Annotated in this window: 28 protein-coding genes; 18 read left to right on the forward strand and 10 right to left on the reverse strand. The window is 68.3% G+C overall.

Features of this window, described 5'->3' with window-relative positions; all coding sequences use genetic code 11:
• Positions 1–70 precede the first annotated feature (70 nt).
• Genes HC022_RS04780 through HC022_RS04805 form a run of 6 tightly spaced genes read left to right on the forward strand, consistent with a single transcriptional unit; the run spans position 71 to position 6,408 of the window.
• Complete coding sequence (locus HC022_RS04780; RefSeq protein WP_167451552.1) at positions 71–1,111, forward strand: ABC transporter substrate-binding protein; 1,041 nt, start codon at positions 71–73, stop codon at positions 1,109–1,111.
• The gene (locus HC022_RS29790; RefSeq protein WP_167451553.1) at positions 1,108–2,301 is read left to right on the forward strand and encodes an isochorismatase family protein; all 1,194 of its coding nucleotides are present in this window, start codon (positions 1,108–1,110) and stop codon (positions 2,299–2,301) included. Before HC022_RS04780 ends, HC022_RS29790 begins: the two co-directional genes overlap by 4 nt.
• On the forward strand, positions 2,292–3,194 hold the full coding sequence (locus HC022_RS04790; RefSeq protein ID WP_089963949.1) for an ABC transporter permease: 903 nt from the start codon (positions 2,292–2,294) through the stop codon (positions 3,192–3,194). Before HC022_RS29790 ends, HC022_RS04790 begins: the two co-directional genes overlap by 10 nt.
• Positions 3,194–3,991, forward strand: a complete 798-nt coding sequence (locus HC022_RS04795) for an ABC transporter permease (RefSeq protein WP_167451554.1) — start codon at positions 3,194–3,196, stop codon at positions 3,989–3,991. The genes HC022_RS04790 and HC022_RS04795 overlap by 1 nt, the downstream gene beginning before the upstream one ends.
• Before the next feature lie 3 nt (positions 3,992–3,994).
• A complete protein-coding gene (locus tag HC022_RS04800; RefSeq protein WP_167451555.1) occupies positions 3,995–5,035 on the forward strand; it encodes an ABC transporter ATP-binding protein in 1,041 nt (346 codons plus the stop codon).
• Between the two features lie 8 nt (positions 5,036–5,043).
• Positions 5,044–6,408, forward strand: a complete 1,365-nt coding sequence (locus HC022_RS04805) for a hypothetical protein (protein WP_167451556.1) — start codon at positions 5,044–5,046, stop codon at positions 6,406–6,408.
• On the opposite strand, the gene HC022_RS04810 is transcribed toward HC022_RS04805, so the two are convergent.
• Positions 6,393–7,103, reverse strand: a complete 711-nt coding sequence (locus tag HC022_RS04810) for an IclR family transcriptional regulator (RefSeq protein WP_167451557.1) — start codon at positions 7,101–7,103, stop codon at positions 6,393–6,395. The genes HC022_RS04805 and HC022_RS04810 overlap by 16 nt on opposite strands.
• 119 nt (positions 7,104–7,222) lie before the next feature.
• Between HC022_RS04810 and HC022_RS04815 the strand changes: the two genes are divergently transcribed.
• Positions 7,223–7,525 carry a hypothetical protein gene (locus HC022_RS04815; protein ID WP_167451558.1) on the forward strand — a complete coding sequence of 101 codons (303 nt, stop codon included), beginning with the start codon at positions 7,223–7,225 and terminating at the stop codon, positions 7,523–7,525.
• Between the two features lie 328 nt (positions 7,526–7,853).
• Here the strand turns inward: HC022_RS04815 and HC022_RS04820 are convergent, their stop codons facing one another.
• From HC022_RS04820 to HC022_RS04850, 7 genes are all read right to left on the reverse strand, one after another.
• A complete protein-coding gene (locus HC022_RS04820; protein ID WP_167451559.1) occupies positions 7,854–8,891 on the reverse strand; it encodes an NAD(P)-dependent alcohol dehydrogenase in 1,038 nt (345 codons plus the stop codon).
• A gap of 73 nt (positions 8,892–8,964) precedes the next feature.
• Positions 8,965–9,960, reverse strand: coding sequence for an ABC transporter ATP-binding protein (locus tag HC022_RS04825; RefSeq protein WP_167451560.1), 996 nt, complete (start codon positions 9,958–9,960; stop codon positions 8,965–8,967).
• Between the two features lie 18 nt (positions 9,961–9,978).
• Positions 9,979–11,403 (reverse strand): sulfatase, encoded by a 1,425-nt coding sequence (locus HC022_RS04830; RefSeq protein WP_167451561.1) that lies wholly within the window; start codon positions 11,401–11,403, stop codon positions 9,979–9,981.
• Positions 11,404–11,407: 4 nt separating this feature from the next.
• On the reverse strand, positions 11,408–12,238 hold the full coding sequence (locus tag HC022_RS04835) for a carbohydrate ABC transporter permease (protein WP_089963930.1): 831 nt from the start codon (positions 12,236–12,238) through the stop codon (positions 11,408–11,410).
• Positions 12,231–13,115: a carbohydrate ABC transporter permease gene (locus tag HC022_RS04840; RefSeq protein ID WP_040384920.1), complete on the reverse strand. Its 885-nt coding sequence runs from the start codon at positions 13,113–13,115 to the stop codon at positions 12,231–12,233. Before HC022_RS04840 ends, HC022_RS04835 begins: the two co-directional genes overlap by 8 nt.
• Before the next feature lie 89 nt (positions 13,116–13,204).
• On the reverse strand, positions 13,205–14,497 hold the full coding sequence (locus tag HC022_RS04845) for a sugar ABC transporter substrate-binding protein (protein WP_167451562.1): 1,293 nt from the start codon (positions 14,495–14,497) through the stop codon (positions 13,205–13,207).
• A gap of 56 nt (positions 14,498–14,553) precedes the next feature.
• A complete protein-coding gene (locus HC022_RS04850) occupies positions 14,554–15,360 on the reverse strand; it encodes a helix-turn-helix domain-containing protein (RefSeq protein ID WP_254884941.1) in 807 nt (268 codons plus the stop codon).
• 548 nt (positions 15,361–15,908) lie between these two features.
• On the opposite strand from HC022_RS04850, the gene HC022_RS04855 reads away from it, so the two are divergent.
• Together HC022_RS04855 and HC022_RS04860 are read left to right on the forward strand one after the other, a co-directional pair.
• Positions 15,909–16,124: a hypothetical protein gene (locus HC022_RS04855; RefSeq protein ID WP_167451564.1), complete on the forward strand. Its 216-nt coding sequence runs from the start codon at positions 15,909–15,911 to the stop codon at positions 16,122–16,124.
• A 517-nt stretch (positions 16,125–16,641) separates the two neighbouring features.
• Positions 16,642–17,142 carry a ClbS/DfsB family four-helix bundle protein gene (locus tag HC022_RS04860; RefSeq protein ID WP_167451565.1) on the forward strand — a complete coding sequence of 167 codons (501 nt, stop codon included), beginning with the start codon at positions 16,642–16,644 and terminating at the stop codon, positions 17,140–17,142.
• A 272-nt stretch (positions 17,143–17,414) separates the two neighbouring features.
• On the opposite strand, the gene hpaR is transcribed toward HC022_RS04860, so the two are convergent.
• Positions 17,415–17,825, reverse strand: a complete 411-nt coding sequence (gene hpaR, locus HC022_RS04865) for a homoprotocatechuate degradation operon regulator HpaR (RefSeq protein WP_254884942.1) — start codon at positions 17,823–17,825, stop codon at positions 17,415–17,417.
• Positions 17,826–17,981: 156 nt separating this feature from the next.
• Between hpaR and HC022_RS04870 the strand changes: the two genes are divergently transcribed.
• The 6 genes from HC022_RS04870 to HC022_RS04895 are packed head-to-tail and all read left to right on the forward strand — an operon-like array spanning position 17,982 to position 23,304.
• Positions 17,982–18,374 (forward strand): 5-carboxymethyl-2-hydroxymuconate Delta-isomerase, encoded by a 393-nt coding sequence (locus HC022_RS04870; protein WP_167451567.1) that lies wholly within the window; start codon positions 17,982–17,984, stop codon positions 18,372–18,374.
• A gap of 3 nt (positions 18,375–18,377) precedes the next feature.
• Entirely contained in the window at positions 18,378–19,889 is a 1,512-nt protein-coding gene (hpaE, locus tag HC022_RS04875; protein WP_167451568.1) for a 5-carboxymethyl-2-hydroxymuconate semialdehyde dehydrogenase, read from the forward strand.
• 32 nt (positions 19,890–19,921) lie between these two features.
• Positions 19,922–20,875 carry a 3,4-dihydroxyphenylacetate 2,3-dioxygenase gene (gene hpaD, locus HC022_RS04880; RefSeq protein ID WP_167451569.1) on the forward strand — a complete coding sequence of 318 codons (954 nt, stop codon included), beginning with the start codon at positions 19,922–19,924 and terminating at the stop codon, positions 20,873–20,875.
• Between the two features lie 10 nt (positions 20,876–20,885).
• Complete coding sequence (locus tag HC022_RS04885; protein WP_167451570.1) at positions 20,886–21,752, forward strand: fumarylacetoacetate hydrolase family protein; 867 nt, start codon at positions 20,886–20,888, stop codon at positions 21,750–21,752.
• Complete coding sequence (locus HC022_RS04890) at positions 21,746–22,546, forward strand: 2-oxo-hepta-3-ene-1,7-dioic acid hydratase (RefSeq protein ID WP_167451571.1); 801 nt, start codon at positions 21,746–21,748, stop codon at positions 22,544–22,546. Before HC022_RS04885 ends, HC022_RS04890 begins: the two co-directional genes overlap by 7 nt.
• The gene (locus tag HC022_RS04895) at positions 22,546–23,304 is read left to right on the forward strand and encodes an aldolase/citrate lyase family protein (RefSeq protein ID WP_167451572.1); all 759 of its coding nucleotides are present in this window, start codon (positions 22,546–22,548) and stop codon (positions 23,302–23,304) included. The genes HC022_RS04890 and HC022_RS04895 overlap by 1 nt, the downstream gene beginning before the upstream one ends.
• 21 nt (positions 23,305–23,325) lie before the next feature.
• Here HC022_RS04895 and HC022_RS04900 read toward each other — a convergent pair whose 3' ends face one another.
• Entirely contained in the window at positions 23,326–24,228 is a 903-nt protein-coding gene (locus HC022_RS04900) for a LysR family transcriptional regulator (RefSeq protein ID WP_167451573.1), read from the reverse strand.
• Positions 24,229–24,338: 110 nt separating this feature from the next.
• On the opposite strand from HC022_RS04900, the gene HC022_RS04905 reads away from it, so the two are divergent.
• From HC022_RS04905 to HC022_RS04915, 3 genes are all read left to right on the forward strand, one after another.
• Positions 24,339–25,514, forward strand: a complete 1,176-nt coding sequence (locus HC022_RS04905) for a cytochrome P450 (RefSeq protein WP_089959738.1) — start codon at positions 24,339–24,341, stop codon at positions 25,512–25,514.
• A 36-nt stretch (positions 25,515–25,550) separates the two neighbouring features.
• Positions 25,551–25,874, forward strand: coding sequence for a 2Fe-2S iron-sulfur cluster-binding protein (locus HC022_RS04910; RefSeq protein ID WP_008887707.1), 324 nt, complete (start codon positions 25,551–25,553; stop codon positions 25,872–25,874).
• The coding region (locus HC022_RS04915) for an NAD(P)/FAD-dependent oxidoreductase (protein WP_167451574.1) at positions 25,871–26,599 on the forward strand (729 nt) is incomplete at its 3' end. The genes HC022_RS04910 and HC022_RS04915, both read left to right, overlap by 4 nt.

Below are 26,599 nucleotides of genomic sequence, written 5' to 3' on the forward strand. Positions count from 1 at the left end.
GGCGACAGGTGTGTTCATATATCAGAACTTGAGTTCCCTTATGTGAACCAACAGCAGGAATCACGACACCATGACCAGACTTGACCGACGCAGCTTCCTGGCCTCGACGGGGGCGATCACCCTCGGCGCGATGATCCCGGGAATGGGCCGCGCCGCCGGCGACAGCTTCACCTCCACCGTCTTCGGCGGCGTGTGGGAACAGAATTACCGCAAGGCCATCGTCGACAGCTTCGAAGCCTCGACCGGCGCGACGGTGAACCTTCAGCTCGGCTCCTCGGCGGAATGGCTGACCAACGCCATCGTCAACCGCGACGCCCCCGAGATCGACATGCTGATGCTGCCCTACCCCGACAGCATCAAGGCCATCATGGCCGACATCGGCATCGAGCTGACGCCCGAGGACATCCCCAACATCGCCAATATCGAGCCGGTCTGGTGGGAGCAGTACAAGAAACGTGGCGTCGGGCTCGACTACGCCTCCTACGGCATCGCCTACCGCACCGACCTCGTCGACGCGCCGATCACCAAGTGGGAAGACCTGTTCCGCCCCGAGCTCGCCGGCAAGATCTCGATCCCCGACATCGGCACCTGGGGCTCGTGGGAAATGCTCGTGATGCTGGCCAAGCTGCGCGGTGGCTCCGAGGAAAACCTCGAGCCTGCCTTCGAGGCGCTGGCCGAGCTCAAGCCGAACATCCGCCGCTTCTTCACCTCGTCCACCGACGCGATGTCGATGCTGGACGCGGGCGAGGTCGTCGCCGTCGGCATGACCACCAACATCCCGCCCTACGCGCTGATCGATGCCGGCAAGCCCGTCGAGTTCGTCTTCCCCGAGGAAGGCGCGATGGTCGGCATGGTGTCCTACCACATCGCCGAGGGCGCCTCGAATCCCGAGCTCTGCAAGCAGTTCATCAACCACGCGATCTCGCTCGAGGCACAGGAAGCCTTCTGCAACGCCGTGATCGCGGGCCCGGTGCGCCCCGACGCCAAGCTGACCGGCAAGGCCGCCGAGCGGGTGCCTGCGCTTGACCAGCTGACCCTCTTCGACTGGTTCAGGATCGTGCCGCAGATGCCGATGCTGACGGATCGCTGGAACTACGAGGTCTCCCTGTGATCCCCCAGACGACCGAACTGACCCACCCGCAGGCCGATGGCCTGCGGGGACTCGACGCCCCCGAAGCCGCAGCGCTCGTCTGCGCAGGCCAGCCCTGCCCCGCGCCCCTGCGCGCGGCGGCGGCGCGGGCCGAGATCCTGCTGGTGCAGGTCACCCCCACCGACCGGGTCGAACCCACCGACCAGCTCGACGGCCACGGCGCCGTCACCATCAGCCACACCGGCCCCTCGCCCTTCTACGCCTCGGACATCGACCTCGTGCTGCGCTCGAACGGGGTGCGCACGCTTTACGTCTGCGGCGATCCCGTTGCCGGGATGCGCCTTGCCTATGACGCGCAGCGCAAGGGCTACCGCGCCGTGCTGGTGCGCGCCGGCAACGCGCCGGCCGACGTGCTCGGGCTGCGGATGCCGCAGATCTCGCAGGCGGAACTGACCGGACAGCTCGCGGGCACCGCGCCCGGCGCGCGCAACTGGCACGAGGCCGTCAAGGCCGAACGCATGGCCCGGCCCTTCGCCGCGCGGCTCGAGCCCACGCGCACCGCGCTCCTCATGATCGACGTGCTCAACGACTTCTGCGCCGAGGACGGCGTGATCGCCAAGACCAAGGCCGCGATGCCCCGCGTCACCGAGGCGCTGCCGCGGATCCGAACGCTGCTCGAAGGCGCCCGAGCCGCCGGGGCCCACGTGCTGCACGTGCAAGCGATCTACGGCCCGATGTTCCGCGGCCAGGGCTCGCCCTACCGCTACCCCTCGACCCAGACCCGCGAGGGCGCCGTCTGGTGTGCCTCCGCCGCCGACATCACCGGCGCCGCCCCGGCCTTTGACCCGACCATGGTCGAGGTCTGCCGCGAGGGCACCTGGGGCGCCGATTTCGTCGAGGGCATGGCCCCCGTCGACGGCGAGACCGTGATCCGCAAGCACCGCTACTCGGCCTATCTCGACACCGCGCTCGACGCCGAGCTGCGCCGCCGCGGCATCGAGACCGTGGTGCTGGCGGGCGTGACCACCAACTGCTGCGTCGAGAGCACGGCACGCGATCTCGCGATGTCGGACTATGATACGGTGATCGCCGAGGACTGCGTCGCGGTGAAGGATCTCGTCCTGCCGCTGCACGACGCCAGCATCGAACAGATCCGGACCTATTTCGGCATCGTCACCCCTTCGGACAGGATCCTGGACGCATGGCACTGACCGATACCGCCCCCGCCCCGCGCGCGGCGCCCGCCCCGCGCAAGCCGGTCTCGCCCGCGTGGCTGACGCTGCCCGGGCTCTGCTTCCTCGTCTTCGTGCTGCTGCTTCCCGTGGGCTGGCTGATGGCGCTGAGCCTCAAGCCGTCGATGCCGGGCGCCTTCACCATGGAGGGCGACTGGACCATCGCCAACTACCTGCGCTTCTTCAGCCAGCCGTTCTACTACTCGACGCTGATCAAGACGCTCTGGGTCTCGGCGCTGACCACCGGCATCACCGCGGTGCTGGGCTACGCGCTGGCGCTGATCATCTGGACGGCCAGCCCCGCGAAGCGCGGCTGGATCGTGCTGATCGTTCTGTCGCCGCTGCTCGTGTCGATCGTGGCCCGCACCTACGGCTGGATGATCATGCTTGGCGACCGCGGCATCCTCAACCAGGCGCTGCTGGCGCTCGGCGTGATCGAGGAGCCGATCCAGATCATGTACACCTCGGCCGCGGTCATCGTCGGGCTCGTGCATGTCTTCGTGCCCTTCATGGCGCTCTGCGTGCTGACCTCGCTCGAGAAGATCGACCCCAAGGTCCCCGAGGCCGCGATGACCTTCGGCGCCAGCCGCTGGGCCGTGCTGCGCCGGATCCTGCTGCCGCTGACGGTGCCGGGGCTGGCCTCGGGCCTGACCATCGTCTTCTCGCTGGCGATCTCGTCCTACGTGACCCCCGCCCTGATGGGAGGGCCGCGCTCGGGGATGCTGACCACCTTCATCTACCAGCAGTTCGCGGTGACGCTGGACTGGCGCTTCGGGGCCGTTCTGGTGACCTTGCTGCTGGCGCTGACGCTCGTGGTGCTGACCTCGATCCTGGCGCTCGCCGCCCGCATGACCGCGACGTGGAGCAAATGATGTCGACCTATTTCTCGCTCTTCCGGCGCACCGGCACCGCGGCGCTCTTTATCTTCCTGCTCGCCCCTCTGGTCGCCGTGATCATCGTCTCGGTCAACGCGGGCGCCACGCCGAAATTCCCGCCCGAGGGCTTCTCGTTGCGCTGGTACGGCGCGGCGCTCGCCAACCCGGCCTTCACCGGATCGGCGCTGACCTCGCTGGTGCTGGCGGCGGTGGCCACCGCGCTCGGCACGCCGCTCGGCGTCGCGGCGGCCTTCGGCATCGCCCGCGGCAAGCTGCCCAGCAGCCTTCGCGGACTGCTCGAGGCGATCTTCCTGTCACCGCTCATCGTGCCGGGCATCGTGATCGGCGTGGCGCTGCTGGTCACGCTCTCGACCGCCGGGCTGCGCGACGCATGGCTGCGGCTGACCCTCGGCCACGTGCTGCTGGTCATGCCTTACGTGATCCGCACCAGCCTCGCGGCGCTGCAAAGCTTCGACCCCTCGCTGGAGGAGGCCGCCCACACGCTCGGCGCCAGCCGCCGTCAGATCCTGACGCGGGTGACCCTGCCGGTGCTGCGCCCGGCCATCTTCGCCGGTGCTGCCTTCGGCTTCATCATCTCCTTCGACGACGCCGCCGTGTCGATCTTCCTGATCGACAGCAGCACCTCGACCCTGCCGCTCGCGATCATGAGCTACATGCAATACAACTTCGATCCCTCGATCGCGGCCGTGTCCTCCATGCTGATCGCCATCACCCTGGCCGGAGCCCTCGTCATCGAGCGCGTCTTCGGTCTCAAGAAATTCCTCGGAAACTGAACCATGGCCCAAGTCACCCTCTCGCGCATCACCAAGCGCTACCCCGGATCCGAGACCGCCGCGGTCGACGACGTCTCGCTCACCATCCCCAAGGGCAGCTTCACCACGCTGCTCGGACCGTCGGGCTGCGGCAAGAGCTCGACCCTGCGCATCGTCGCGGGCCTGTCCAGGCCCGACTACGGCGTGCTCCAGATGGACGGGCGCGACATCACCCATCTCTCCGCCGCCAGGCGCAACATCGGCATGGTGTTCCAGTCGCTGGCGCTGTTCCCGCACATGACCGTGGCCGAGAACGTGGCCTTCGGGCTCGAGATGCGCGGGATCGGCCGCTCCGAACGCGAGACCAAGGTCGCCCGGGCGCTCGACATCGTCGAGCTCGGCCACCTCGCCGCGCGGCATCCGCACCAGCTTTCGGGCGGCCAGCAGCAGCGCGTGGCGCTGGCCCGTGCGCTTGTGGTGGAGCCGTCGATCCTGATCCTCGACGAGCCGTTCTCGGCGCTCGACCGCAAGCTGCGCGAGACATGTCTTTTCTTGCTCTCCCGGCTCCCCCTCGACCCCGGCTTCACCGCCATGTTCGTGACCCACGACCAGGAAGAGGCCCTGACGCTCTCGGACAGCATCGTGGTGATGAACCAGGGCCGCATCGAACAGCAGGGCACCCCACGCGAGATCTACGGCGCCCCGCGCACCCGCTTCACCGCCGAGTTCATGGGCCTGTCGAACTTCCTGCCGGCCCGCTGCAACAACCGCGCCCTGTCCTTCGAGGGGCTGACCACCGAGATGCCGGCGGCGTTCGAGGCCGAGGGCAACTGCACCGTGGCGCTGCGCCCCGAGGGCCTGTCGCTCAGCAGCACCCGCCCCGAGGGCGCGGCGCTGAAGGGCCATCTCGCCGAGGCGATCTACCAGGGCGCCAGCACCAGCTACACGCTCGACCTGCCGTCGGGACGCCGGATCACAGCGCGCACGACCGACTGCGGCCTGCTGCCGGGACAGGAGGCCTGGATCGCCTGGACCCCCGAGGCCCTGCACGCCTTCGCCGCCTGAGACAGGCCATGACCACCGACATCCTCGCCCGCCCCTTCTCGGGGGCGGAAGGCCCCGGCCGTGCCGCGCTCGCCATTGCGGCGCTGTGCTCGGTCGCCGGGCAGATCACCGGACAGCCGAGCCTGACCTGGCTCGGCCTCGTGGCGCTTGCGGGCTTCGTTCTCTGCGACTGGCTGCGGGTGCGTGGCTCCGGGCGCACGGTGATGGCGCTGGCGGTGCTGCTGGCGCTGGGGACCGCGGCGCTGCTGCCAGAGGCGCGGCCGGTGATCCTTGCCGCCGCGACGCAGGGGCTTGGCTTTACAGCGCTGCTCGTGGCGCTGGCAACGCTGCGCCCGGCAATGCAGCGCTCGCGGCTGCTGGCGCAGGCGGCGGCCTGGTTGATCGGGCGCCCGCGCGGGCAGCGCTATGCCTCGGTCACCTACGGCGGCCACGGGCTGGCGCTGATCTTCAACGTGGGCGTGCTGCAGCTGATCGGCGACATCCTCGCCGCCGCCCGGCTCGACTTCCGCCAGCACCCGACAGCGCGGCACCTGCTCATGGGCACCATGCGCGGCTCGGCCGCCATCGCGCTCTGGTCGCCGCTGGCGATGGGCTTCGCGGTGGTGACCTCCTCCTTCGCGGCGCTCGACCCGCTGGCCTACATCGCGCTCGGCCTGACGCTGGCGCTGGTGCTGCTCGGCGCCGGCTGCCTGCTGCCGCGTCACGACCGGTCCGAGACGCTGGACCTGCCCGGCGACGGCAGCGCCAGGGCCATGGCGCTTCTGCTGCTGGGGGCGCTGGCGCTGCTGGCGAGCACCTCGGCGCTCTACCTGCTGGCCGGGCTCAGCTTCCTCACCGCGACCACCATCGTGGTGCCGCTCTTTGCCCTGGCCTGGATCCGCATCGAACCCGGCCCAGAGGGCGAACGGCCCTCGCCCGCCGTGCTGGCGACGCGGCTCTCGGACCTGCGCAACGAGATGTTCATCTTCGCGGGCTCCACCGTGATCGGGGCGCTGGCGGCGCTGCTCTTCACCCTCTACGGCCCGCAGTCGATCATCGCCGTCGACAGCCCGCTGATGCCGGTGGCGGTGCTGCTCTGCATCTGGGGTCTCTCGGTGGCCTCGACGCCGCCGTCGATCCCGGTGATCCTGATCGCGCAGCTGATGGCGACCTCGCCGCTGGCGCAGGACCACGCACTGTCGCTGGCGATGGCGCTTTCGGCGGGCTGGTCGCTGGGGATGATGGTCTCGCCGGTGTCTGCCACGCTGCTGCTCTCGGCGCGGATCGCAGAGGAGCCGGCACGGCGCATCGCGTGGGAGTGGAACCGCGGCTACACGGCCATCGCCGTGCCCCTGACCGCGGCGGCGCTGGCGCTGACCTACCTACTCGAGTGAGAGGTCCCGAGCGCCTCTTCGGCCTCGTAACGCAACGCCGACAGGGCGGCCGCGATCCCGGCGCGGATCGTGGCCGTCAGGCGCGACACCGGCATCGCCAGCGAGAACGCCAGCGGCGGCACCCCCGGCGGCACCCGCAGCGCGACCGCAAAGGAGCCGACGCCGGGCACGATGGCCGAGGGCAGGTAGCACACCCCCTGCGCGCTGATCTCGACCGGCTCGGGCCGGCCGTCCGCATCGGTCAGCACCTCGCCCGGACGGCAGAGCGCATGTCCGCCCGCGGTGCCGTGCAGCGGTGCCACATCGCCCACCGGAACGGTGAAGCTCAGCCCCTCCCGCACCAGACGGCGCGCCACCACGACGCGACTGTCATCGCGCCGCTCGACGAGGAAAGTGGTTTCGTTGGTCTCGTCCCGGAGCTGCTCCAGCAGCGGCAGCAGCGGCGCCAGCCACTGGCGATGCGCGAGGAACCCCTCGCTCAGCCGCAGCACCCTTGGCGAGAGGCTGAACTTGCGGTCCTCGTCCCGGGTGATGAACCCCGCCCCCTGCAGCGACTTCAGCAGCGCGCTGGCGGTGCTCTTCGGGATCCCGAGCCGCTCGGAGATCGCCATGTGGCCCATGGCCCCCATCTCGGCCAGAAGCTCGAGCATCTCGAGCGTGCGGATCGGGGAACTTGTTTCGGTGCGGGGGGCCAAGGCAGTCTCCAGTCGAACTGTCAGCGGTTTTGCAGCCTTCCCCCAGCCGCCGCAAGCCAATAGGGCAGCGCTCATGCCGGAATCCCTGGGACGCCGGGCTCAGGGGCAAGACCGTGGACATGCCCGAAGGCACCGCGGCCGACAGGCTGCTGGCGCTGGCGCTGGCGCTGGCGCTGGAAGAGGCCGGGATCACCACGGACGACATCAAGGGCGTGCCGATGGAGCCCTCGACCGTGGTCACCGCATTCGGCTCGGGCCAGGTCGACGCCGCCGGGATCTGGTTCCCGTTCGTGGACGTCATCAAGAAGCGCATCACGGGCCTGAACGAGCTCTCGTCGAACGAGGATTCCTTCCCCAACATCGCCTTCCCCTCGAGCTTCATCGTCAGCGATGAGACGGCGGCGACGAGGAGAGGATCATGAAGGTCAACGCGGTCATAAGGAAACCATCGACTTCCGCCGCGACAACCCCGAACGGTCGGTCGAGATCACCGCAACGTTCCCCGGCGTGCCCGTCGGAGCCGCTGCTGGCCGGTCTCAGACAGGCCGCCTGACACGGGGTGCCGTGCCGCCGCGGCGCAGTCGCGCCGGTCCCGACGCAAGCCATGCCCAACGCCCCGCCTCCCGGGGTGCAAGGGCAGCTGGCCTCGGGCCCCCGGCCGTCGCGCCTCGCGTCCCGCGGGGGGCACCACAAGGGGGAGCCCGGTGACCGGGCCCCCCTTCGATCTCAGGGCAGTGATCCGGGCCGCCGCTACTGCGGCATCACGATCTGCAGCTTCACATCGCTGTCCCGCGCCTCGACGGCGCGGTCGAAGCCCGCGATGCTGTCGGCGAAGGGAATGCTGGCCGAGATCAGAGGCTTCAGGTCCACCTTGCCCGCAGCCATGAGCGCGATCGCCCGGTCGTAGACATTGGCGTAGCGGAACACGGTCTCGACCCGCAGCTCCTTGGCCTGAAGCCCGACAATGTCGACCGGCACCGGATCGACCGGCATGCCCACCAGAACGATGGCGCCGCCCGGACGGGCCAGCCGGTGCATCGCGAGGATCGCCGGCGCCGCGCCCGAGCATTCGAAGACCACGTCCGCGCCCCAGCCATCGGTCGCCGCCGCAACTGCCTCGGGCAGCGGTGTCTCGCGGATGTTGACCGTCTCGATGCCGTCATAGGCCGCGATGATGTCGAGCTTGGGCTGGGCGAGATCCGCCACGATCACCCGCGCGCAGCCGCCCGCGAGCGCCGCAAGCGCCACCATCATGCCGATGGGCCCGGCCCCCGTGACCACGGCGGTGTCGCCGGGCTGGATCCGCGCGCGCAGCGCCGCCTGCATGCCGATGGCGAAGGGCTCGACCATGGCGCCCTCTGCGAAGCTGACCGCGTCGGGCAGCTTGTAGGTGAAGGCGGCGGGGTGGATGACCTCGGGGGCGAGGCAGCCATGCACCGGCGGCGTCGCCCAGAACGTCACCGCCGGGTCAACGTTGTAGATCCCGAGCTTGCTGGCCCGCGAGGTGGGATCGGGAATGCCCGGCTCCATGCAGACCCGGTCGCCGGGCACGAGGCCCGAGACCTCGGCACCGCAGGCGATCACCGTGCCCGAGGCCTCGTGGCCCAGCACCATGGGCTCGTTCACCACGAAATGGCCGATCTTGCCGTGGGTGTAGTAGTGCACGTCCGAGCCGCAGATGCCGACCGTGTGGGTCCTGATCCGCACGTCGCGCGGTCCCAGCGTGCCGGGGATGTCGAACTCGCGCAGGGACAGCCTGCCCTTTTCCTCCAGAACCAGTGCCTTCATGCCCTGTGTCTCCCTTGGATGATCTGATGCGGCGGGGCCGAACGCCCCGCCATGTGCCTTACGCTTCCCCGGCTCAGAGCGCGAGGCCCTGCGCGTCGAACCGGTGGATCGCGTTCTCGTCGGGGTTGAGCCAGACGGTGTCGCCGCGATGCACCCCGAACTCGCCGGCGGTGCGCACGTTGACCGGACCCACGTCGGTGTCGACGTGCAGGTAGGTGTCCGAGCCCAGATGCTCGGAGACGCTGACCCGCCCGCCCCAGAGCCCGCCCTCGCGCGAGGCGCGGATGTGCTCGGGCCGGATGCCGATGGTGGGGGCGCCGAGCCGCTCGGCCTCGGCGCCGCGGATGAAGTTCATCCTGGGCGAGCCGATGAAGCCCGCGACGAATTCGTTCCGCGGCCGCTCGTAAAGCTCGAGCGGCGTGCCGACCTGCTCGATCCGGCCAGCCTGCAGCACCACGATGCGGTCGGCCATGGTCATCGCCTCGACCTGGTCATGGGTCACGTAGATCATCGTGGAGCCGAGCGTCTCGTGCAGCTCGGCGATCTCGAGCCGCATGTTCACCCGCAGCGCCGCATCGAGGTTCGACAGCGGCTCGTCGAAGAGGAACGCCGAGGGCTCGCGCACGATGGCCCGCCCGATGGCGACCCGCTGGCGCTGCCCTCCCGAAAGCTGCCCCGGCTTGCGCTCCAAGTAGGCCGAGAGGTTCAGCACCTCGGCTGCCCGCGCCACCTTGTCCCTTGCGGTGCGGGCATCGACCTTCGCCATCTCGAGCGGGAAGAGCATGTTCTCGCGCACGGTCATGTGCGGGTAGAGCGCGTAGCTCTGGAACACCATCGCCAGCCCCCGGTCGCCGGGGGCCAGATGCGACACGTCGCGGCCTCCGATCTCGATGTTGCCCTCGGTCAGGTCCTCGAGCCCCGCGATCATCCGCAGCAGCGTGGACTTGCCGCAGCCCGAGGGCCCCACGAAGACCACGAATTCGCCGTCCCTGATCCCGAGATCCAGCGGCGGGATGACCTCCGCCTCACCGAACCGCTTGACCACCTTGCTCAGCGTGATGCTGCCCATGTCCTTGTCCTTTCGCGCTCAGGCGCCAGCCAGTTCGGCCCGGAAGCCTTGTGTCTTCTTGTCGCTCTCGATCCGCCAGCGCAGGATGTCGTGGATCAGCGACAGTTTCCGCTCCGCCTGCGCGGGGTCGTCCCAGAGGTTGCTCCGCTCCCCGGGGTCGGAGGCAAGGTCGAAGAGCTGCCCCTCGGAGCTGTCGACGAAATGCACCAGCTTCCAGTCGCCCCGGCGGATCATCGTCATGTACGAGGTTCCGGTCAGGATCGCGTCGTTGGCATGTTCCGCGAAGACCCGGTCTCGGGGCTGCTCCTCGCCCGCCATCAGCGGGTTCAGCGACTGCGCCTCCATCCACGCCGGCGGCGTGACGCCCGCCCATTCGAGGATCGTCGGGCCCCAGTCGAAGAGCGCCACCAGCTCGTCGCGCCGCATCGCCGGAATGCCGCGGCCCCAGACGATGGCGGGCACCCGCACCGTGGCCTCGAACATGTTCCACTTCTGTGAATGCCCGTGGTCGTTGAGGCAGTCGCCGTGGTCCGAGGTGAAGACGATGATGGTGTCGTCGAGCACGCCGCGCCGCTCGAGCGCGGCGAGGATGTTGCCCACCTGCGTGTCGATCATCGAGACGTTGGCGTAGTAGTGCGCGCGCTGCAGCCGCATCTGCTCGGCCGTGGGGTCGGGCAGGTGCACCACCGCGTCGTGGTCGTTGTCGAGATGCTGGCGCCGCAGCTCGCGCAGCGGGCCGGGCTGGGTGTCGAAGTCGTAGCGGATGGGCTCCGGCAGGTCGTCGCGCCCCTCGTATTTCGCGAGGTACTCGGCGGTCGGATCGTAGGGCGGGTGCGGCCCCGGGATGCCGATCTGCAGGAAGAACGGCTCGTCGCCCTTGTAGCGGTCGAGCCACATGCACGCCATCTCGGGCACGAAATTGTCCGCGTGCAGGTCCTCGGGCGCATCCCAGACGTAGCAGCCGAGGCGCTCGGCATAATCGGGCATCTCGCGCTGGGTGACTCGGGTCGGCTTCTCGACCCCGCGCGCCCAGAACGCCTTGTCCCAGTTGTCGAGGTAGAAGGGCAGGTTCGGGTGGGCGCGGTCCTTGTTCTCGGTGACGTGGCGCTCGTCGTAGCCGAAGGCGCCCTCGACCGGCCATGTGTGCATCTTGCCGACGTTCACCGTGCGGTAGCCCGACTGCTTCAGCAGCCCGACCCACGAATAGACCCAGCGCTCGTCGTTGCGGAAGACGCCGTTGGTGTGCGGATATGTCCCCGAGAACAGCGAGGCCCGCGACGGGCTGCACGAGGGCGAGGTCACGTACATCTGCTCGAAGGCGGTGCCCTCGTTCACGAGCCGGTCGAGGTTGGGGGTGTCCATCCACGGGCAGCCCAGGGCCCCGATGGTGTCGATGCGCTGCTGGTCGGTGATGATGAAGACGATATTGGGGTGTTTCGTCATGGGCTTATCCCTTCACGGCACCGCCCAGAGACTGGACGATATACTTGTTCGCAAGCACGATGATCGGCACGATCGGCAGGGTCAGGGCGATCGAGGCGACGGCGATGGCGCCCCAGTCGACCGAGGCGTAGGAGACGAAGTTCATCACCGCCACCGGCGCCGTCGTGGTGTCCGAGCGGGTGATGATGAGGCTGAAGAAGAAGTCGTTCCACGCCAGCAGGAAGCTCAGCACCCCGGCGGCGACCAGCCCCGGCCGGGCGGCGGGGATGACGATGCGCCAGAGCACCCGGCCCAGCGAGGCGCCGTCCATGAGCCCGGCCTCGACCAGCTCGTCGGGGATCTGGTTGAACGAGGTCCACATCGACCACACCACGAAGGGCAGCGTGAGCGAGGTGTAGGCGAAGATCAGGCCTGCGTAGGTGTCGATCAGCCCGGCCCGCACGTAGACGAGGAACAGCGGGATCACGAAGCCCACCGGCGGCGCCATGCGCAGCAGCAGCAACAGCCACGACGCGAAGAACTTGTTCGAGGCCCGGCGCTTGGACAGCGCAAAGGCCCCCGGCACGCCGACCAGCAGCGCCAGCAGGGTCGAGCTGCCGGCGGTGATGAAGCTGTTGAGCAGTGCGGCGGGGAAGTCCGAGCGCGCGATCGAGCGGATGTTGTCCAGCGTCCAGGCGGCCGGGCTCTCCCAGATCGGCTCGAAGAGCGCGGTGGCGGGGCGCAGCGACAGCAGCACCACCCAGACCACCGGCAGCAGCGAGAAGCCGAGGAAGGCCAGCATCATCGCGTAGCCGAGCGCCTTCTTGACCCGGAATGCGGTCGAGGTGTCACGCATCGGAGAGCCTCGCGTTGGCCTTGGCGATGTAGAAGCTGATCGCGGCGGCGAAGAGGAACAGGAAGACGGCGATGCTTGCGCCGTAGGCGACGTTGGAGTTCTGGAAGGTCTGCACGTAGGCGTAGTAGTTGGTCGCCTGCGTCGCCCGTCCCGGCCCGCCCGAGGTCATCACGAAGATCAGCGGGAAGTGCTTGAGCGTCTCGATGAAGCGAAACAGCGCCACCATCAGCAGCGTCGGGTAGAGCAGCGGCAGGGTGATGCGGAAGAACGCCTTCACCCGCGTCGCTCCGTCGAGCGCCGCCGCCTCGTCGAGATCGGGCGAGATCCCCTGCAGCGCGGCGAGCACGATCAGCATCACGAAGGGATAGGTCGCCCAGGTGTCGGCGATGACGATGGCGGTGATGGCGCCGGTCTGGGTGGTGAGCAGCGCAGGGACCTCGATCCCGAACACTGCGAAGACCGCGTTGATCGGCGACAGGGTCGGCGTGAACAGCGACAGCCAGATCAGCGCCACCGCCACGTGCGGCACCGCGAAGGGCACCACGAAGATGCCGCGCGCCACCCGCCACTTGCCGACGATCTTGTCGAGCCCCACGGCGATGGCGGTGCCGAGCACCACCTGCGCCAGCACGCCGAAGGCGCTGAGCGCCATCATGATGTAGATCGACGAGACGAACCGGCGGTCCTCGAACAGGCGCAGGAAATTGTGGATGCCGATCTTGCCGCTCCAGCCCCGCACGAGGTGGAAGTCGGTGAAGGACAGGGCCAGCATGCCGAGCAGCGGCGCGATCGCGAAGATGCCGACGGCCAGCGAGGCGGGCCAGAGCATGCGGCGATAGGTCCTGTCCATCGCGGCGGAGGCGCGCGGTGGGGTCATCGGAACTCTCCGGGGGATGAGGGGGAAGGGAAAGACACCGGCTGCGCGTCGGGGCACGGGGCCCGTCGGCACAGCCGCTGGGGGGAGGATCAGTAGGCGAGGATCGACTTCATCTCGTCCTCGGCAGCCTCGAGCGCCTCTTCGGGGCTCATCAGCCCGTTGACCGCGGCGTTGACGTTCTCGCCGATGGCGGCGCCGATCTCGGGCCAGGTCGGAATCAGCGGACGGTAGTGGCCGAGCGCGAGGGTCAGCGCCTCGACCCGCAGGTCGAGGAAGTTCTCCTGCACGCCCGCGTACTTGGCCTGCACCTCGGGATTTTCGGCCACCGAGGCGCGGGTGAAGTCGGGGTAGGCCTCGTTGATGGCAAGCTTGCTCAGGGTCTCGGTGCTGGTCGCCCACTTGACGAACTCGAAGGCGGCATCGGCGTTCTCGGAGCCCGCGGGGATGCCGAGGCCGTGCACCGCGATGGCAGGCGACCGGCCGGCCGGTCCGCCCGGCGGCAGCGCCAGCACGAACTGGTCGGCGAACTTGCTGGCGGCGGGATCCACCGCCTGACTGACGATCGAGGTGCCGTCCACGGTCATCGCCGCCTGGCCGTTCTGCAGCGCGGCCACCACTTCGGGGAAGTTGAAGTTGCCGATGCCCTGCGGACCGTAGTCGTTCATCAGGGTGATGTAGGTGTTCAGCGCCTTCAGGTTCTCGGGACTGTTGATCGCGGGCGTCATGTCATCGGGGTAGTTGGCGAAGAACTTGCCACCGTAGGCGCGCATCATCATCGGGAAGACGAACATGTTGAACCCCTGCCCCGGCGCAACCCGCATCGCGATGGCGGCGGTGTCGTCGCTGTCTACGGCCTTGGCGACCTCGAGCATCTCGTCCCAGGTCTCGGGCACACCGACGCCCGCGGCGTCGAGCAGGTCCTTGCGATAGGCCATGAGCCCGGTCTCGGCGAAGAACGGCATGCCGTAGTAGTCGCCGCTCACCTTGTAGGCCTCGAGCGGGCCGGTGAGGATGTCGTCCTTGTCGTCGAGCCCGTCGATCTGGGCGGTCATCGGCTCGAGCCATCCGGCCTCGACCCAGCGCTGCACCTGGATGACGGGGGTGTGCACCACGTCGATGTCACGGGCGCCGCCGGTGAAGGACAGGGTGATGCGGCTCTCGAAGACGTCCTGCCCGACCACGTCGATATTGGCCTTGATGCCGGTCTCGGCCTCGAAATCATCGGCCAGCGCGGCAAGGCCCCGGGTCGAGGGCATCGAGAACAGCAGCACGTTCACTTCGCGCTCCTGCGCGGCGGCCGTGCCCGGTGCCAGCATCGGCGCAAGCGCCGTGGAGCCGAGCAGCAGCGTCGCGGTCAGCGCCCTGCGGGTGACTTTGATCATGGTCTTCCTCCCTTGGATTTCGGCCGGCGGCTCCTTCCGCCTGGCCTGTCGTCGTTTCAGCCGCCGATGCGAAGCTGCGCCTCCGCGGAGCTGGCGCGGAATTCCTCGGCCAGCACGGCCTCGAGCCGCTCGCGTTCCTCGGCGAGCACCGCGCGGTAGCGGGTGGCGATGGCACCCTCGCCGGTGCCCGGAGGCGCGTTGTCCGCCAGCGACAGGATGTGCAACACCCCGCCGTCGGGGGCGCGCACCAGCGTGGCGAAGCGGCGGATGCCGATGTGGTTGGCGACCCGGTCGCAGGCGAAATCGGCGCCGCGGGTCTCGGTGATGCGGCTTTCCACATCCTCGCCGCGCAGCCAGCCAATCTCGCGCCCGTTGCGCAGGCCGGTCTCGAAGAAGCCGATCATGTCGAAATCGCGCTTCAACTCGTCGGGGTCGAGCGTAGACAGGTAGAGCCGCGCCAGCGCGTCGAATTCCAGCAGGCTGCGGCGGAAGCCGGCCCGCGCCACGATCCGCACCGCGGGGTCCGAATGCTCGGTCCGGTGATGCCAGAGCAGCTCGTGGCCGACGACCACCACCGATTCCGCCGCGGCGCCGGTGAGCGCGGTCAGGCGGCGCGTGGCTTCGTCGAGCGCGCCCATGTAGCTCGCCGACATCTGGATGGTGCGCGAGATGGTGAAGTTGCGCACGAGGTACTTCTCGGAGGTGCGGAAGACGTAGCCGCGCTCCGACAGGATGCGGACGATCCGGTTCAGCGTCGCCGGCGACAGCCCGAGGTCGCGCACCATGTCTACCTGCTTCACCGGGCCGAGGCCGGCGGTGCTCAGGTATTCGAGGACATCGAGAATGCGCTCCGTCGGGTTCATTTTCTTGCAGCTACCGTCTTTCATATTTGGAATATTCACCTATCATATATGAAATACTATACAAGCAACATTTTGCGACGGGGCCCTCCGCGGGCCCGGCGGATACGGGAGTATCGAGCATGAGACGCACCGCGCAGCCGAAGCCCTGGCACATCCTGCGCTGGCTCCGACGCTGGCGCGAGGGGCAGAGCTACCGGCCCGAACGGCACTACATCGCGGCAGCGCCAGCAAGGGTGGCGCGGCGGAATAACGCGTGCTTCCGGGCACGGCCCCCGCGCCTGGAGGCATCACGCATCGACGGCGCTGCCCTCGCAGCTGACGGACGCCACCCCTCCCGCACCTCCTGAGCCTTGCCCCAGGAAACCAGCCCCGCCGAGTCCGCCTGGCGGACAGCTTGCGCGGCGCGCTGTGGTTTCGCGCGCCGTCGACGTACCCAGTGAACTGCAACACAGCTTTGGGAGGAGTGTCATGAATGCGCGCGAAGGTCGCCTTGCGGGGCGGCAACGGTCCATCCATGCCAGCACCCCGGCATTCGCAGGGGTCTTTGAATGAGCCCCTCCCGCCTCGGATCCAAGGTCTCGAGCGCGCTGGTATTGGTCTGCTTTGCGGCCGTCCTGCTGGCGCTGATGGCCGAGAACACGCTTTCGAGACTCGGCCTCCCCGAAAACCCCCCGGACCTCAGCCTCCCGATGCGGGTGGCGCTCGGGGAAGCGGTGATCGGGCTGGTCGCCGAGCTCTCTCCCTCGGACGGAGAGCGGCCATGAGCCGGCTGGTCCTTGGCGGCGCGGGCTTTGTGGCGGCCATCGCGATGATCTTCCGCGAGATCCCCGTGGCCGTGCCACCGCCGAATGGATCGCCCATGTCGTTGACAGCACCAACGCCGAGATCGAGGCACCTTCCGCAGCGACGACAAGGTGACCTTCGTCGATCTCGACGCCACCGCGCAGAAGGCGTCGGACACAGCTCTCTGTCGAACGCCGAGCGAAAGCGACTCGAAGCTACGGTTTTCTGGATTGTGACAGCGTGCCGTGGCAAGCAATCCCGACCCAACCACCGAGCATTTCCGACCCAGACCGCACCTTGGACGGTGGACACGGGACGGTCCCCCAGGAGCAAGACGGCCTAGCTCCCGACCTTCGCTGCAGCTGGCCTGAACGGCCCGCGTGCGGACAAACCGGGCTTTCGCTGCCGACTTACCAAGGTCGGCTATCGCGCTTGAGACAACTCTGGCGTCTTGATATACGTCAATGATCTTATTAATTCAGTGGCTTAGTGTTCAGCATGCCGGCAGCAACCAACAAAATTGATCTACTCGCCGTTTTCGATAAAGACTTGGCCAAGCTCCGCAAAACGCTTGATGGCGTCGACGAAGCAAAAGCCTCCTTGTCGGCCCTCGATGACGACACTACGATCAAGGGTGTGATCGCACACCGCACTCACTGGATGGGCATGTTCCACGGTTGGTACGAAGACGGTGTTGAGGGCCGCGAGGTTCATGTCCCCGCCAAGGGCTACAAATGGAACCAGCTCAAGGAATACAACGCCCCGCTCTACGAGAAAGGTAACGAGACGCAGTGGGCAGATTTGCTTTCCGACTTTGAGGCTGCTTGTGACAAGTTGCGCCGGTTTATTGCATCACAAGATAATGAATCGCTCTACACCAGTGGCGCGCAGGCGTGGACCGGCAAGTGGACGCTTGGACGGTTCGCAGAGGCGTCAGGTCCATCGCATTTCCGATCGGCAAACACCTACATCCGAAAGGCGTTGCGAAACGCAAAATGAAGCCGTCTGAGCTATCCTTAGGTCTGGCCTTCAAGTTCAAGAAAACGAGATTTACAGTTCGTGGCCTGAATGACTCTGACGAACTCAGTACAGCAAAGCTGCCAATCCTATAAGCCGCAGCAATTCGGTAGGGAGGGCTCGCTGCCGACCTTCGCTGCATAGGGCACGGACGACAGCTCTTCCTTTGCACATGCGATCTGGCCAGCGACCTGACTGGAAAGTCGCTTTTGCCTGAGACCTGACACCCTCGCCGGGCGCCCGCCGCCTGGGCCTCAGCTCTCCTCGGCCTCGTCCAGCAGGTCCAGCGTCTCGGCCAGCGCGTCGATGAGCTCGGCCATGCGCCCTGCCCCGATGATCTTCTCGAGCCGCGCGTAGCTCGCGGCGCTTTCGGGCGTCAGCCTTTCGATGAACGCGTTACCGGCGGTGCTCAGCCGGATCATCGTGCGGCGCCCGTCGCTCGAATCGCGCGCCGTCTCGATCAGCCCCCGGGCGGTCAGGGTCTTGAGGATCCGCGACAGCGACGGCGCGAGGATACAGGCCCGCTCGGCCACATCGCGGGCGTCGAGTTCTTCGGCCTCCTGCAGCACCCGGAGCACCCGCCACTGCTGCTCGGTCACGTCATGAGCATGCAGCATCGGGCGGAATTCGTTCATGATCCGCTCGCGCAGGCGCAGCAGATTCATCGGAAGGTTCCGGCGCGTGTTGGACAGGTGGAACCCGTCCCTGATCGGTTTTTTCGGCATGGGCGTCCCGAGTGGTCTCTTCTGGATTCATGAAATCATCCTTCTTGACAAGCGTCCAGTTAATTAACATGTTCACTATCAAGAGGAGACGAACCCATGCCGCACATGCGCATCGAATACTCGCACGGGCTGACCGTGCCCGAGGTCGAGAGCCTTTGCCGCGCCGTTCACGCGGCGATGGTCGGGGCCGGGATCTTCCCGCTTGCCGGGATCCGCGTCCGGGCCTTCCGCGCCGACGTGGCCATCGTCGCCGACGGTGACGCGAAGAACGATTTCGCCGCGCTGACGCTCTCGGTCGGCGCCGGACGCCGCACCGAGGCGCTGCGGGCGGGCGGCGATCTGGTGTTTCGCGCCGCGCAAGGTGCGCTCGCCCACCGGCTTTGCGAGCCCCATTTCGCCCTGTCGCTCGAGATCCGCGTCATCGACCCGGAACTGAGCTGGAAGGACACCCCCATTCACGCCCGCCTGTCGGGACAGAAGAAGGACTGAACGATGAGCGTTCTGCAGGACAACATCGCCAAGGCGCGCGGCTACATGCAGCCGCTGGTCGACACCGGCGTTCTGAACCACATCGACGGCGCGACGGTGCCGGCGCGCTCGGGCACGGTGATGGAGACGATCAGCCCCGTCGACGGCAGCGTCCTGGCGCAGGTCGCGAAGAGCGGCGCCGAGGACATCGACGCCGCCGTCGCCGCCGCCAAGGCCGCCTTCCCCGGCTGGTCGAAGACCCCCGGCGCCGAGCGCCGCAAGATCCTCATCAAGGTGGCGGAGGCCATCGAGGCCCGCGCCGAGGAGATCGCCTTCACCGAGTGCATGGACACCGGACAGGCGCTGCGCTTCATGTCCAAGGCCGCGATCCGCGGCGCCGCCAACTTCCGCTTCTTCGCCGACCAGGCGCCGGGAGCCGAGGACGGCATGGTCAAGCGCACGCCCACGCAGATGAACACCACCTCGCGCCGTCCCATCGGCCCGGTGGGGGTGATCACGCCGTGGAACACGCCCTTCATGCTCTCGACCTGGAAGATCGCGCCGGCGCTGGCCGCGGGCTGCACCGTGGTGCACAAGCCCGCCGAGTTCTCGCCGATGACCGCCAAGCTGCTGGTTGAAATCGCCGAAAGCGCCGGCCTGCCCAAGGGCGTGCTGAACGTGGTCAACGGGCTGGGCGAGACCGCCGGCAAGCGCCTGACCGAGCATCCCGACATCCGCGCCATCGCCTTTGTCGGCGAGTCGAAGACCGGTTCGATGATCATGAAGCAGGGCGCGGACACGCTGAAGCGGGTGCATTTCGAGCTCGGCGGCAAGAACCCGGTCATCGTCTTCGACGACGCCGATCTCGACCGGGCCGTCGATGCGGCGGTGTTCATGATCTACTCGCTGAACGGCGAGCGCTGCACCTCGTCCTCGCGGCTGCTGGTGCAGGCCTCGGTCCATGACGCGGTCACCGCCAAGGTGGCCGAGGCCGCGGCGCGGATCAGGATCGGCCACCCGCTCGACCCCGAGACGGTGGTGGGCCCCCTCATCCACCCGGTGCACGAGCAGAAGGTGCTGGGCTACTTCGACACCGCCCGCGCCGAGGGTGCGACCATCGCCACCGGCGGCGAGAAGGTCGGCACCGAGGGCTGCTACGTCGCGCCCACGCTTTTCACCAATGCCACGGCGGACATGGCGATCTCGCAGGAAGAGATCTTCGGACCGGTGCTCACCGCCATTTCCTTCGAGACCGAGGAGGAGGCGCTCGCCATCGCCAACGGCACCGACTACGGCCTCTCGGCCTATCTCTGGACCAACGACCTTGGCCGGGCGATGCGCATGACCGACGCGCTCGAGGCGGGGATGATGTGGGTGAACTCCGAGAACATCCGCCACCTGCCGACCCCCTTCGGCGGCGTGAAGGCCAGCGGCATCGGCCGCGACGGCGGCGACTGGTCCTTCGATTTCTACATGGAGACGGTGAACGTCAGCTTCCCCCGCACCGAGCACCGCATCCCGAAACTCGGCGACTGACGCCGCCCCTGTCTGCCTGGAGGAGACCAGACATGCCGATCCCCACCCCGAACCTCTACCCGCCCTTCAACATCGTGCGGCTGAGCCACGTCGTCTTCGGCGTCACCGATCTTGCGAAATCACGGCACTTCTACGTCGACACGCTGGGCCTGCAGGTGACCGACGAGAGCGAGGACCGCATCTACCTGCGCGCCATGGAAGAGCGCGGCCACCACTGCATCGTGCTCGCCCTGTCGTTCAAGGTCTACTCGGAAGAGTGCCTCGACAAGGCGCAGGCGTGGTTCGCCGAGAAGGGCCACGCCACGGAATGGGTCGAGCGCCCGTTCCAGGGCCGCACGCTTGCCACCCACGACCATGACGGCATGCCCATCGAGTTCTACCATCGCATGGACCGCCTGCCACCGATCCACCAGCAATACGCGCTCTACAAGGGCGTCAAGCCCCTGCGCATCGACCATTTCAACTGCTTCAGCCCCTCGGTCGACAAGTCCGTCGCCTTCTACAACGAGCTCGGATTCCGGGTGACCGAGTACACCGAGGACGAGGAGAGCAAGCTGCTCTGGGCCGCGTGGACCCACCGCAAGGGCGGCGTGCACGACATCGCCTTCACCAACGGGCTGGGCCCGCGCCTGCACCACACCGCCTTCTGGGTACCGACGCCGCTCAACATCATCGACCTCTGCGACCTGATGGCGACCACCGGCTACGTCGGCAACCTCGAGCGCGGGCCGGGGCGGCACGGGATCTCGAACGCCTTCTTCCTCTACATCCTCGACCCCGACGGCCACCGGATCGAGATCTACTGCTCGGATTACCAGACCGTGGATCCCGACCTCGAGGCGATCAAGTGGGACCTCAAGGACCCGCAGCGCCAGACGCTCTGGGGGGCGCCTGCGCCCAGGTCGTGGTTCGAGCACGGCTCGGTCTTCGAGGGCGTGACGCCGCGCCCTGCAGAGCTGAACGCAACGCCCATCGTGGCACCCTGAGGAGCCGGACATGACCGACCGCATCGCCACCTTCCGCGCCGGCGGGCGCGACCGATACGGGCTCGTGACCGAGTGCGGGCTCGTCGATCTCACGCCCGAGTTCGGCGCCCGTTTCCCGACGCTCCGCGAGGTGATCGAGGCCGGCGCGCTGGACGCGCTGGTGCAGGCGGGCGCCGGGCGGGCGCCCTCATGGGCCGAGCAGGACGTCACCTTTCTGCCGCCGATCCCGCGCCCGGACCGGATCATCTGCGTCGGGGTGAACTTTCCCGACCGCAATGCCGAGTACAAGGACGGCAGCGCCCAGCCCGAGCACATGTCGCTGTTCCCGCGCTTCCCCTCGTCCTTCACCGGCCACGGCCAGCCGCTGATCCGCCCGCCCGAGAACCACACGCTGGACTACGAGGGCGAGATCGCCGTCGTCATCGGCAAAGGCGGTCGCCGCATCGCCGCCGAGGACGCCTATGACCACATCGCGGCCCTGACGCTCTGCAATGAGGGCACCATCCGCGACTGGGTGCGCCACGCCAAGTTCAACGTCACGCAGGGCAAGAACTGGGACCGCTCGGGCGCGCTCGGGCCGTGGCTGGTGCCGTTCCGCGACGCCGCGCAGCTCGATGACGCCAGCATCGAGACCCGGGTCAACGGCGAGCTCCGCCAGAAGGACGCGCTGCACAACATGATGTTCCCGATCCGCGAGGAGATCGCCTACATCTCGACCTTCACCACGCTTGCCCCCGGCGACATCATCGTCACCGGCACGCCCTCGGGCGCCGGCGCGCGCTTCGATCCGCCGCGCTACCTCGTGCCCGGCGACGTGATCGAGGTCGAGGCCCCCGGCATCGGCATCCTGCGCAACACGGTGGCCGACGAATGCTGACGCCGGAACAGATCGAGACCGCCGCCGCCGCGCTGCTGGCCGCCGAGGAGACGCGCAAGCAGATCGGACTGCTGTCCATTCAGCACCCGGGCATGACGCTCGACGATGCCTACGCGATCCAGTCGGCGCAGATGCGGCAGAAGCTGGCGGCGGGCCGCAGGGTCATCGGCTGGAAGATCGGCCTCACCTCGAAGGTCATGCAGGACGCGCTCGGGATCGACACGCCCGACAGCGGCGTGCTCTACGACGACATGCTGTTCCAGAGCGGCGAGGTCGTGCCCGAGGGCCGCTTCATCCAGCCGCGGGTCGAGGCCGAGATCGCCTTTGTCATGAAAGATGCCATCGGCGGCAACGTGACCCGAGACGAGGTACTGGCCGCCACCGACCACGTGGCCCCGAGCCTCGAGATCCTCGACACCCGCATCCTGCGCAAGGACCCCGGGAGCGGCCGCGCCCGTGTCATCGTCGACACCGTCTCGGACAACGCCGCCAACGCGGGCATCGTGCTGGGCACCCAGAAAAACGCGCCCCGCGCCTTCGACCTGCGCTGGACCGGCGCCATCCTGCGCGCCGGCGGCGAGGTGGTCGCGACCGGGCTCGGCGCAGCGGTGCTGGACGACCCGGTGATGGGCATCGTATGGCTGGCACGGCGCATGCACCAGTATGGCCAGCGCATCGAGGCCGGGCAGGTCATCCTCTCGGGCTCGTTCATCGCGCCGATCGAGTGCCCCCCGGGCACGCGGATCGACGCGGATTTCGGCCCCTTCGGCCAAGTATCGACGGAGTTCGCCTGATGCCCGCACCGCAAAACCGCTTCAAGAGCCGCCTCAGGGCTGGCGAGACGCAGATCGGCCTGTGGGTCGCGCTCGGCGATCCCTCGGTGGCTGAGCTCTGTGCCCACGCCGGCTTCGACTGGCTGGTGATCGACGGCGAGCACGGCCCGAACGGGCTGCGCGACCTGCTGGCGCAGCTGCGCGCCGTGGGACAGGCCTCGCACCCGGTGGTCCGGGTCAGGGACGACGACCGCGCCGGCATCAAGCAGGCGCTCGACATCGGCGCGCAGACCCTCCTTGTGCCCATCGTCGAGAGCGGCGAGCAGGCCGCCGAGATCGTGCGCTCGGTGCTCTACCCGCCGAAGGGCGCGCGCGGCGTCGGCGCGGCGCTGGCGCGGGCCTCCGGCTATGGTTCGATCCCCGACTACCTGCAGACCGCCGACGAGCAGATCTGCCTGCTGCTGCAGGTGGAAACCGTCAGGGGCATGGAGGCGCTCGACGACATTCTCGCGGTCGAGGGCGTCGACGGCATCTTCGTGGGCCCTGCCGATCTGGCCGCCGACATGGGCCACCGCGGCAACCCCGGCGCGCCCGAGGTGCAGGCGACGATCACCGACGCGCTGACCCGGATCCGCGCGGCGGGCCGGGCGGCGGGTATCCTGACCTCGGACAAGGCGCTGGCGCAGTCCTACATCGACATGGGCTGCGAGTTCGTCGCCGTGGGCTCGGACGCGGGCGCGCTCATGGGCGCGCTGAAGGCGCTTCGCGCGCAGTACTGACCGCCACCGGGGGATCGCCCGTCACTCGGAGCAGCTCTCCAGCACCAGCTCGCGCAGCCAGCGGTGCATGGCCGAGCGGTGGGTGCGGGCGGTCCAGACCGCGCTGATCTCGAACCGGCCCTTGAACGGGCTCGGCCCCATCACAAGGTCCGCCGCGATCCGCTCGCCAAGGCGGCGCGGCACCGTGGCGACAAGGCTCGAGCCCGCCAGCAGCTCGCGCAGCCCCGCCGGGCTCGGCACGATCAGCGCCGGGCGCAGCTTGTGGCCCGCGGCCTCGAGCTCATGCAGGTAGGCCGATTTCCAGCTCACCCCGTAATCAATCAGCAGGTGGTTGAGCGTCAGGTACTCCTCGACCGTCAGCGCCCTGCCCGCGTCAGGGTGCGAGGGATCCATCAGGCAGGCATATTCCTCGGAATGGATGCGCCGCGAGTGAAAGCCGGAATCCGTCCGCCCCAGCGGCCCGACCAGCAGGTCGGCATCGTGGTTCAAGAGCCGCAGGTGCCCGTCGCCAAGCGCGTTGATCACCCGGATCGACAGGTTCGGCGCCTCCTTTCGCAGCGCCGAGACGATGCGCGGGATCAGCAGGATCCGCTCGTAGTAGTTGCAGGCGATGGTCACGCTGAGATCCGATCCCGCCGGGTCGAAGACCTCGGGCTGGGCCATCAGGTCGAGCATGTCGAGCATCTGCCCCGCCTGCGCCAGCAGCGCCTCGCAGCGCCGCGTCGGCACCTGCCGCCCGGCCTCGCGCACAAACAGTGGATCATGGAAGCAGCGCCGCAGTTTCGAGATCGTGTAACTCACCCCAGACTGGTTCACGCCCAGATGCTCCGCCGCGGCGGTGAACGAACCCAGCCGGTGCACCAGCAGCAGCGTGTTGAGCGCCGCGAAGTCGAGGCTTGCCGCCTCGCCGCCGAGTCTGTCCATGCCGATCCCCATCAAATTTTCTGATACCATATACAAAATGCATCTTATTGCTCAAGGGAGCACGCGCTCGGTATCAGGAGGGCGAGGAGACATTTCGGGGAGGAGACACCATGGCGGTCGCACCGCTTGACGATACCATTACGCTTGCGCAACTGACGGCGGATCCCTACCCGCTCTACCAGCGCATGCGGCGCGAGACCCCGGTGCTGCGGGTCAAGGCGCTGGGGCGGACCTTCCTGACGCGCGCCGCGCTCACCAAGCAGGTCAAGGACGACCCCGAGACCTTCAGCAGCGACGATCCGAACACGCCGATGAAGCCCGCCTTCCGCGCCCATACGCTGATGCGCAAGGACGGCGCCGAGCACATGTCCGAGCGCAAGGCGATCATGCCGGCGCTGGCGCCCAAGCGCATCAACACCGACTGGGGCCCGCTCTACGAGCGCCTTGCCGAGGAGTACATCTCGCGCCTGCCGCGCGGCGAGACGGTCGATCTCTTCCGCGAGCTCTGCGGCCCGCTGGCGGCGCGCATCCTCGCGCATATCCTCGGCATCCCCGAGGCCACGGACGAGCAGATGCGGCGCTGGTCGCAGTGCCTCATCGACGGCGCCGGCAACTTCGGCTGGAAGCGCGAGCCCTTCGCCGCCTCGGACGCCGCCAACGACGAGATGGACGCGCTTTTCGACCGGCTGCGCGACGAGCGGATCGGCAACCCGGACGGCTCGGCGTTCTCGTCGATGCTGACCGCCGAGAACCCGATCCCGCTCAGCCAGATCTATTCCAACATCAAGATCGCCATCGGCGGCGGCATCAACGAACCGCGCGACGCGCTGGCGACGGTGCTCTACGGGCTGCTCGACAACCCCGACCAGCTGGCCGAGGTCAAGGCGCAGGACGCCTGGGGCAAGGCCTTCGAAGAGGCCATCCGCTGGGTCGCCCCGATCCAGGTCAGCTCGCGCCTCGTCACCGCCGACACCGAGCTTGGCGGCTTCGAGATCCCCAAGGGCGACACGGTGATGACGATCCAGGCCTCGGCCTGCCGCGACGAGGAGCTCTACGAGAACGGCGAGGACTTCTTCGTCTTCCGCGACAAGAACCCCCACCAGGCCTTCGGCAACGGCCCGCACCATTGCGCGGGCGCGCATGTGGCGCGGCGCACCGTCGGGCGGATCATCCTGCCGATGCTCTTCGACCGGTTCCCCGACATGAAGCTCGACACGGCCGGGGACGTGGTCTGGAAGGGCTTCGGCTTCCGCGGCCCGATCAACCTGCCGGTCACGCTCAACTGACCGCAGCGACGGACATCACGAAGGAGGAGGAATGCCATGGTCCAGGTGACCTATGTCGCCCATGACGGGGCGGAAACGACGATCGACGCGACCGAGGGCGACAGCGTCATGCAGGCGGCGGTGGCCAATGACGTCGACGGCATCGTCGGCGAATGCGGCGGCGCGATGATGTGCGCCACCTGCCATTGCTACGTGGACGAGGCGTGGGCCGAGCGCACCGGCCCCCGCGACGAGGGCGAGGACGACATGCTCGAGGGCGCCGCCTCCGAGATCACCGAGCGCTCGCGCCTGTCCTGCCAGATCAAGCTTACCGCCGAACTCGACGGTCTGGTCGTGCACCTGCCCGAGGAACAGCTTTGAGCCCGCAGCACATCGTGGTGGTGGGCGCCGGTCAGGGCGGGCTGCAGGCGACCATCAGCCTGCGGCAGGCGGGTTATGCCGGGCGGCTCACCCTGATCGGCGCCGAGCCCGGCCTGCCCTACCAGCGCCCGCCGCTGTCCAAGGCCTACCTCAAGGAGGGCCGCGCCGAGGCGCTGATGCTGCGGCCGCAGAGCTTCTTCGAGAGCAAGGACATTGCCTACCTTCCGCAGACCACGGTCGAGGGCATCGACCGTGGCGCGGGCGAGATCGCGTTCCACGGCCCCGACGGCAAGGGGCGCCTGCCCTATGACCACCTCGTGCTCGCCACCGGCACCCGCAACCTGCGCCCGCCCATCGAGGGGCTCGGGCACGCCTGCGACCTGCGCACGCTTGCCGACGCCGAGACGCTGCGCACCCGGCTGGGCACGCCGCGCCGCATCGCTGTCATCGGCGGCGGCTTCATCGGGCTCGAGTTCGCCGCGGTGGCGCGCGGGCTCGGCCACGAGGTCGCGGTGATCGAGGCGGCGCCCCGGCTGATGGCGCGCTGCGTCTCGGCCCGGATGTCCGAGTATTTCGCCGACCTGCACCGCGGCATGGGCACGGCGCTGCATCTCGGCACCCCGGCGGTGGCCGTCGATGCGGGCGGCGTGACGCTCGGGGACGGCAGCCATCTCGCGGCCGATTTCACGCTGCTCGCCGCCGGGGTCGTGCCCAATGCCGAGCTC

Source organism: Salipiger sp. HF18 (genome assembly GCF_011806505.1).
Taxonomy (GTDB): domain Bacteria; phylum Pseudomonadota; class Alphaproteobacteria; order Rhodobacterales; family Rhodobacteraceae; genus Salipiger; species Salipiger thiooxidans.

Bases quoted from the DNA above. Each gene is read 5' to 3' on its own strand.
- HC022_RS04830 (WP_167451561.1), bottom strand. From the start codon at position 11,403: ATGACGAAACACCCCAATATCGTCTTCATCATCACCGACCAGCAGCGC.
- HC022_RS04855 (WP_167451564.1), top strand. From the start codon at position 15,909: ATGAGCCCCTCCCGCCTCGGATCCAAGGTCTCGAGCGCGCTGGTATTG.
- HC022_RS04870 (WP_167451567.1), top strand. From the start codon at position 17,982: ATGCCGCACATGCGCATCGAATACTCGCACGGGCTGACCGTGCCCGAG.
- hpaR (WP_254884942.1), bottom strand. From the start codon at position 17,825: ATGAATCTGCTGCGCCTGCGCGAGCGGATCATGAACGAATTCCGCCCG.
- HC022_RS04800 (WP_167451555.1), top strand. From the start codon at position 3,995: ATGGCCCAAGTCACCCTCTCGCGCATCACCAAGCGCTACCCCGGATCC.
- HC022_RS04860 (WP_167451565.1), top strand. From the start codon at position 16,642: ATGCCGGCAGCAACCAACAAAATTGATCTACTCGCCGTTTTCGATAAA.
- HC022_RS04790 (WP_089963949.1), top strand. From the start codon at position 2,292: ATGGCACTGACCGATACCGCCCCCGCCCCGCGCGCGGCGCCCGCCCCG.
- HC022_RS04850 (WP_254884941.1), bottom strand. From the start codon at position 15,360: ATGAACCCGACGGAGCGCATTCTCGATGTCCTCGAATACCTGAGCACC.
- HC022_RS04890 (WP_167451571.1), top strand. From the start codon at position 21,746: ATGCTGACGCCGGAACAGATCGAGACCGCCGCCGCCGCGCTGCTGGCC.
- HC022_RS04825 (WP_167451560.1), bottom strand. From the start codon at position 9,960: ATGGGCAGCATCACGCTGAGCAAGGTGGTCAAGCGGTTCGGTGAGGCG.
- HC022_RS04895 (WP_167451572.1), top strand. From the start codon at position 22,546: ATGCCCGCACCGCAAAACCGCTTCAAGAGCCGCCTCAGGGCTGGCGAG.
- HC022_RS04780 (WP_167451552.1), top strand. From the start codon at position 71: ATGACCAGACTTGACCGACGCAGCTTCCTGGCCTCGACGGGGGCGATC.
- HC022_RS04840 (WP_040384920.1), bottom strand. From the start codon at position 13,115: ATGACCCCACCGCGCGCCTCCGCCGCGATGGACAGGACCTATCGCCGC.
- hpaE (WP_167451568.1), top strand. From the start codon at position 18,378: ATGAGCGTTCTGCAGGACAACATCGCCAAGGCGCGCGGCTACATGCAG.
- HC022_RS04820 (WP_167451559.1), bottom strand. From the start codon at position 8,891: ATGAAGGCACTGGTTCTGGAGGAAAAGGGCAGGCTGTCCCTGCGCGAG.
- HC022_RS04885 (WP_167451570.1), top strand. From the start codon at position 20,886: ATGACCGACCGCATCGCCACCTTCCGCGCCGGCGGGCGCGACCGATAC.
- HC022_RS04905 (WP_089959738.1), top strand. From the start codon at position 24,339: ATGGCGGTCGCACCGCTTGACGATACCATTACGCTTGCGCAACTGACG.
- HC022_RS04910 (WP_008887707.1), top strand. From the start codon at position 25,551: ATGGTCCAGGTGACCTATGTCGCCCATGACGGGGCGGAAACGACGATC.
- HC022_RS04815 (WP_167451558.1), top strand. From the start codon at position 7,223: ATGCCCGAAGGCACCGCGGCCGACAGGCTGCTGGCGCTGGCGCTGGCG.
- HC022_RS04805 (WP_167451556.1), top strand. From the start codon at position 5,044: ATGACCACCGACATCCTCGCCCGCCCCTTCTCGGGGGCGGAAGGCCCC.
- HC022_RS04900 (WP_167451573.1), bottom strand. From the start codon at position 24,228: ATGGACAGACTCGGCGGCGAGGCGGCAAGCCTCGACTTCGCGGCGCTC.
- HC022_RS04845 (WP_167451562.1), bottom strand. From the start codon at position 14,497: ATGATCAAAGTCACCCGCAGGGCGCTGACCGCGACGCTGCTGCTCGGC.
- HC022_RS04835 (WP_089963930.1), bottom strand. From the start codon at position 12,238: ATGCGTGACACCTCGACCGCATTCCGGGTCAAGAAGGCGCTCGGCTAC.
- hpaD (WP_167451569.1), top strand. From the start codon at position 19,922: ATGCCGATCCCCACCCCGAACCTCTACCCGCCCTTCAACATCGTGCGG.
- HC022_RS04795 (WP_167451554.1), top strand. From the start codon at position 3,194: ATGTCGACCTATTTCTCGCTCTTCCGGCGCACCGGCACCGCGGCGCTC.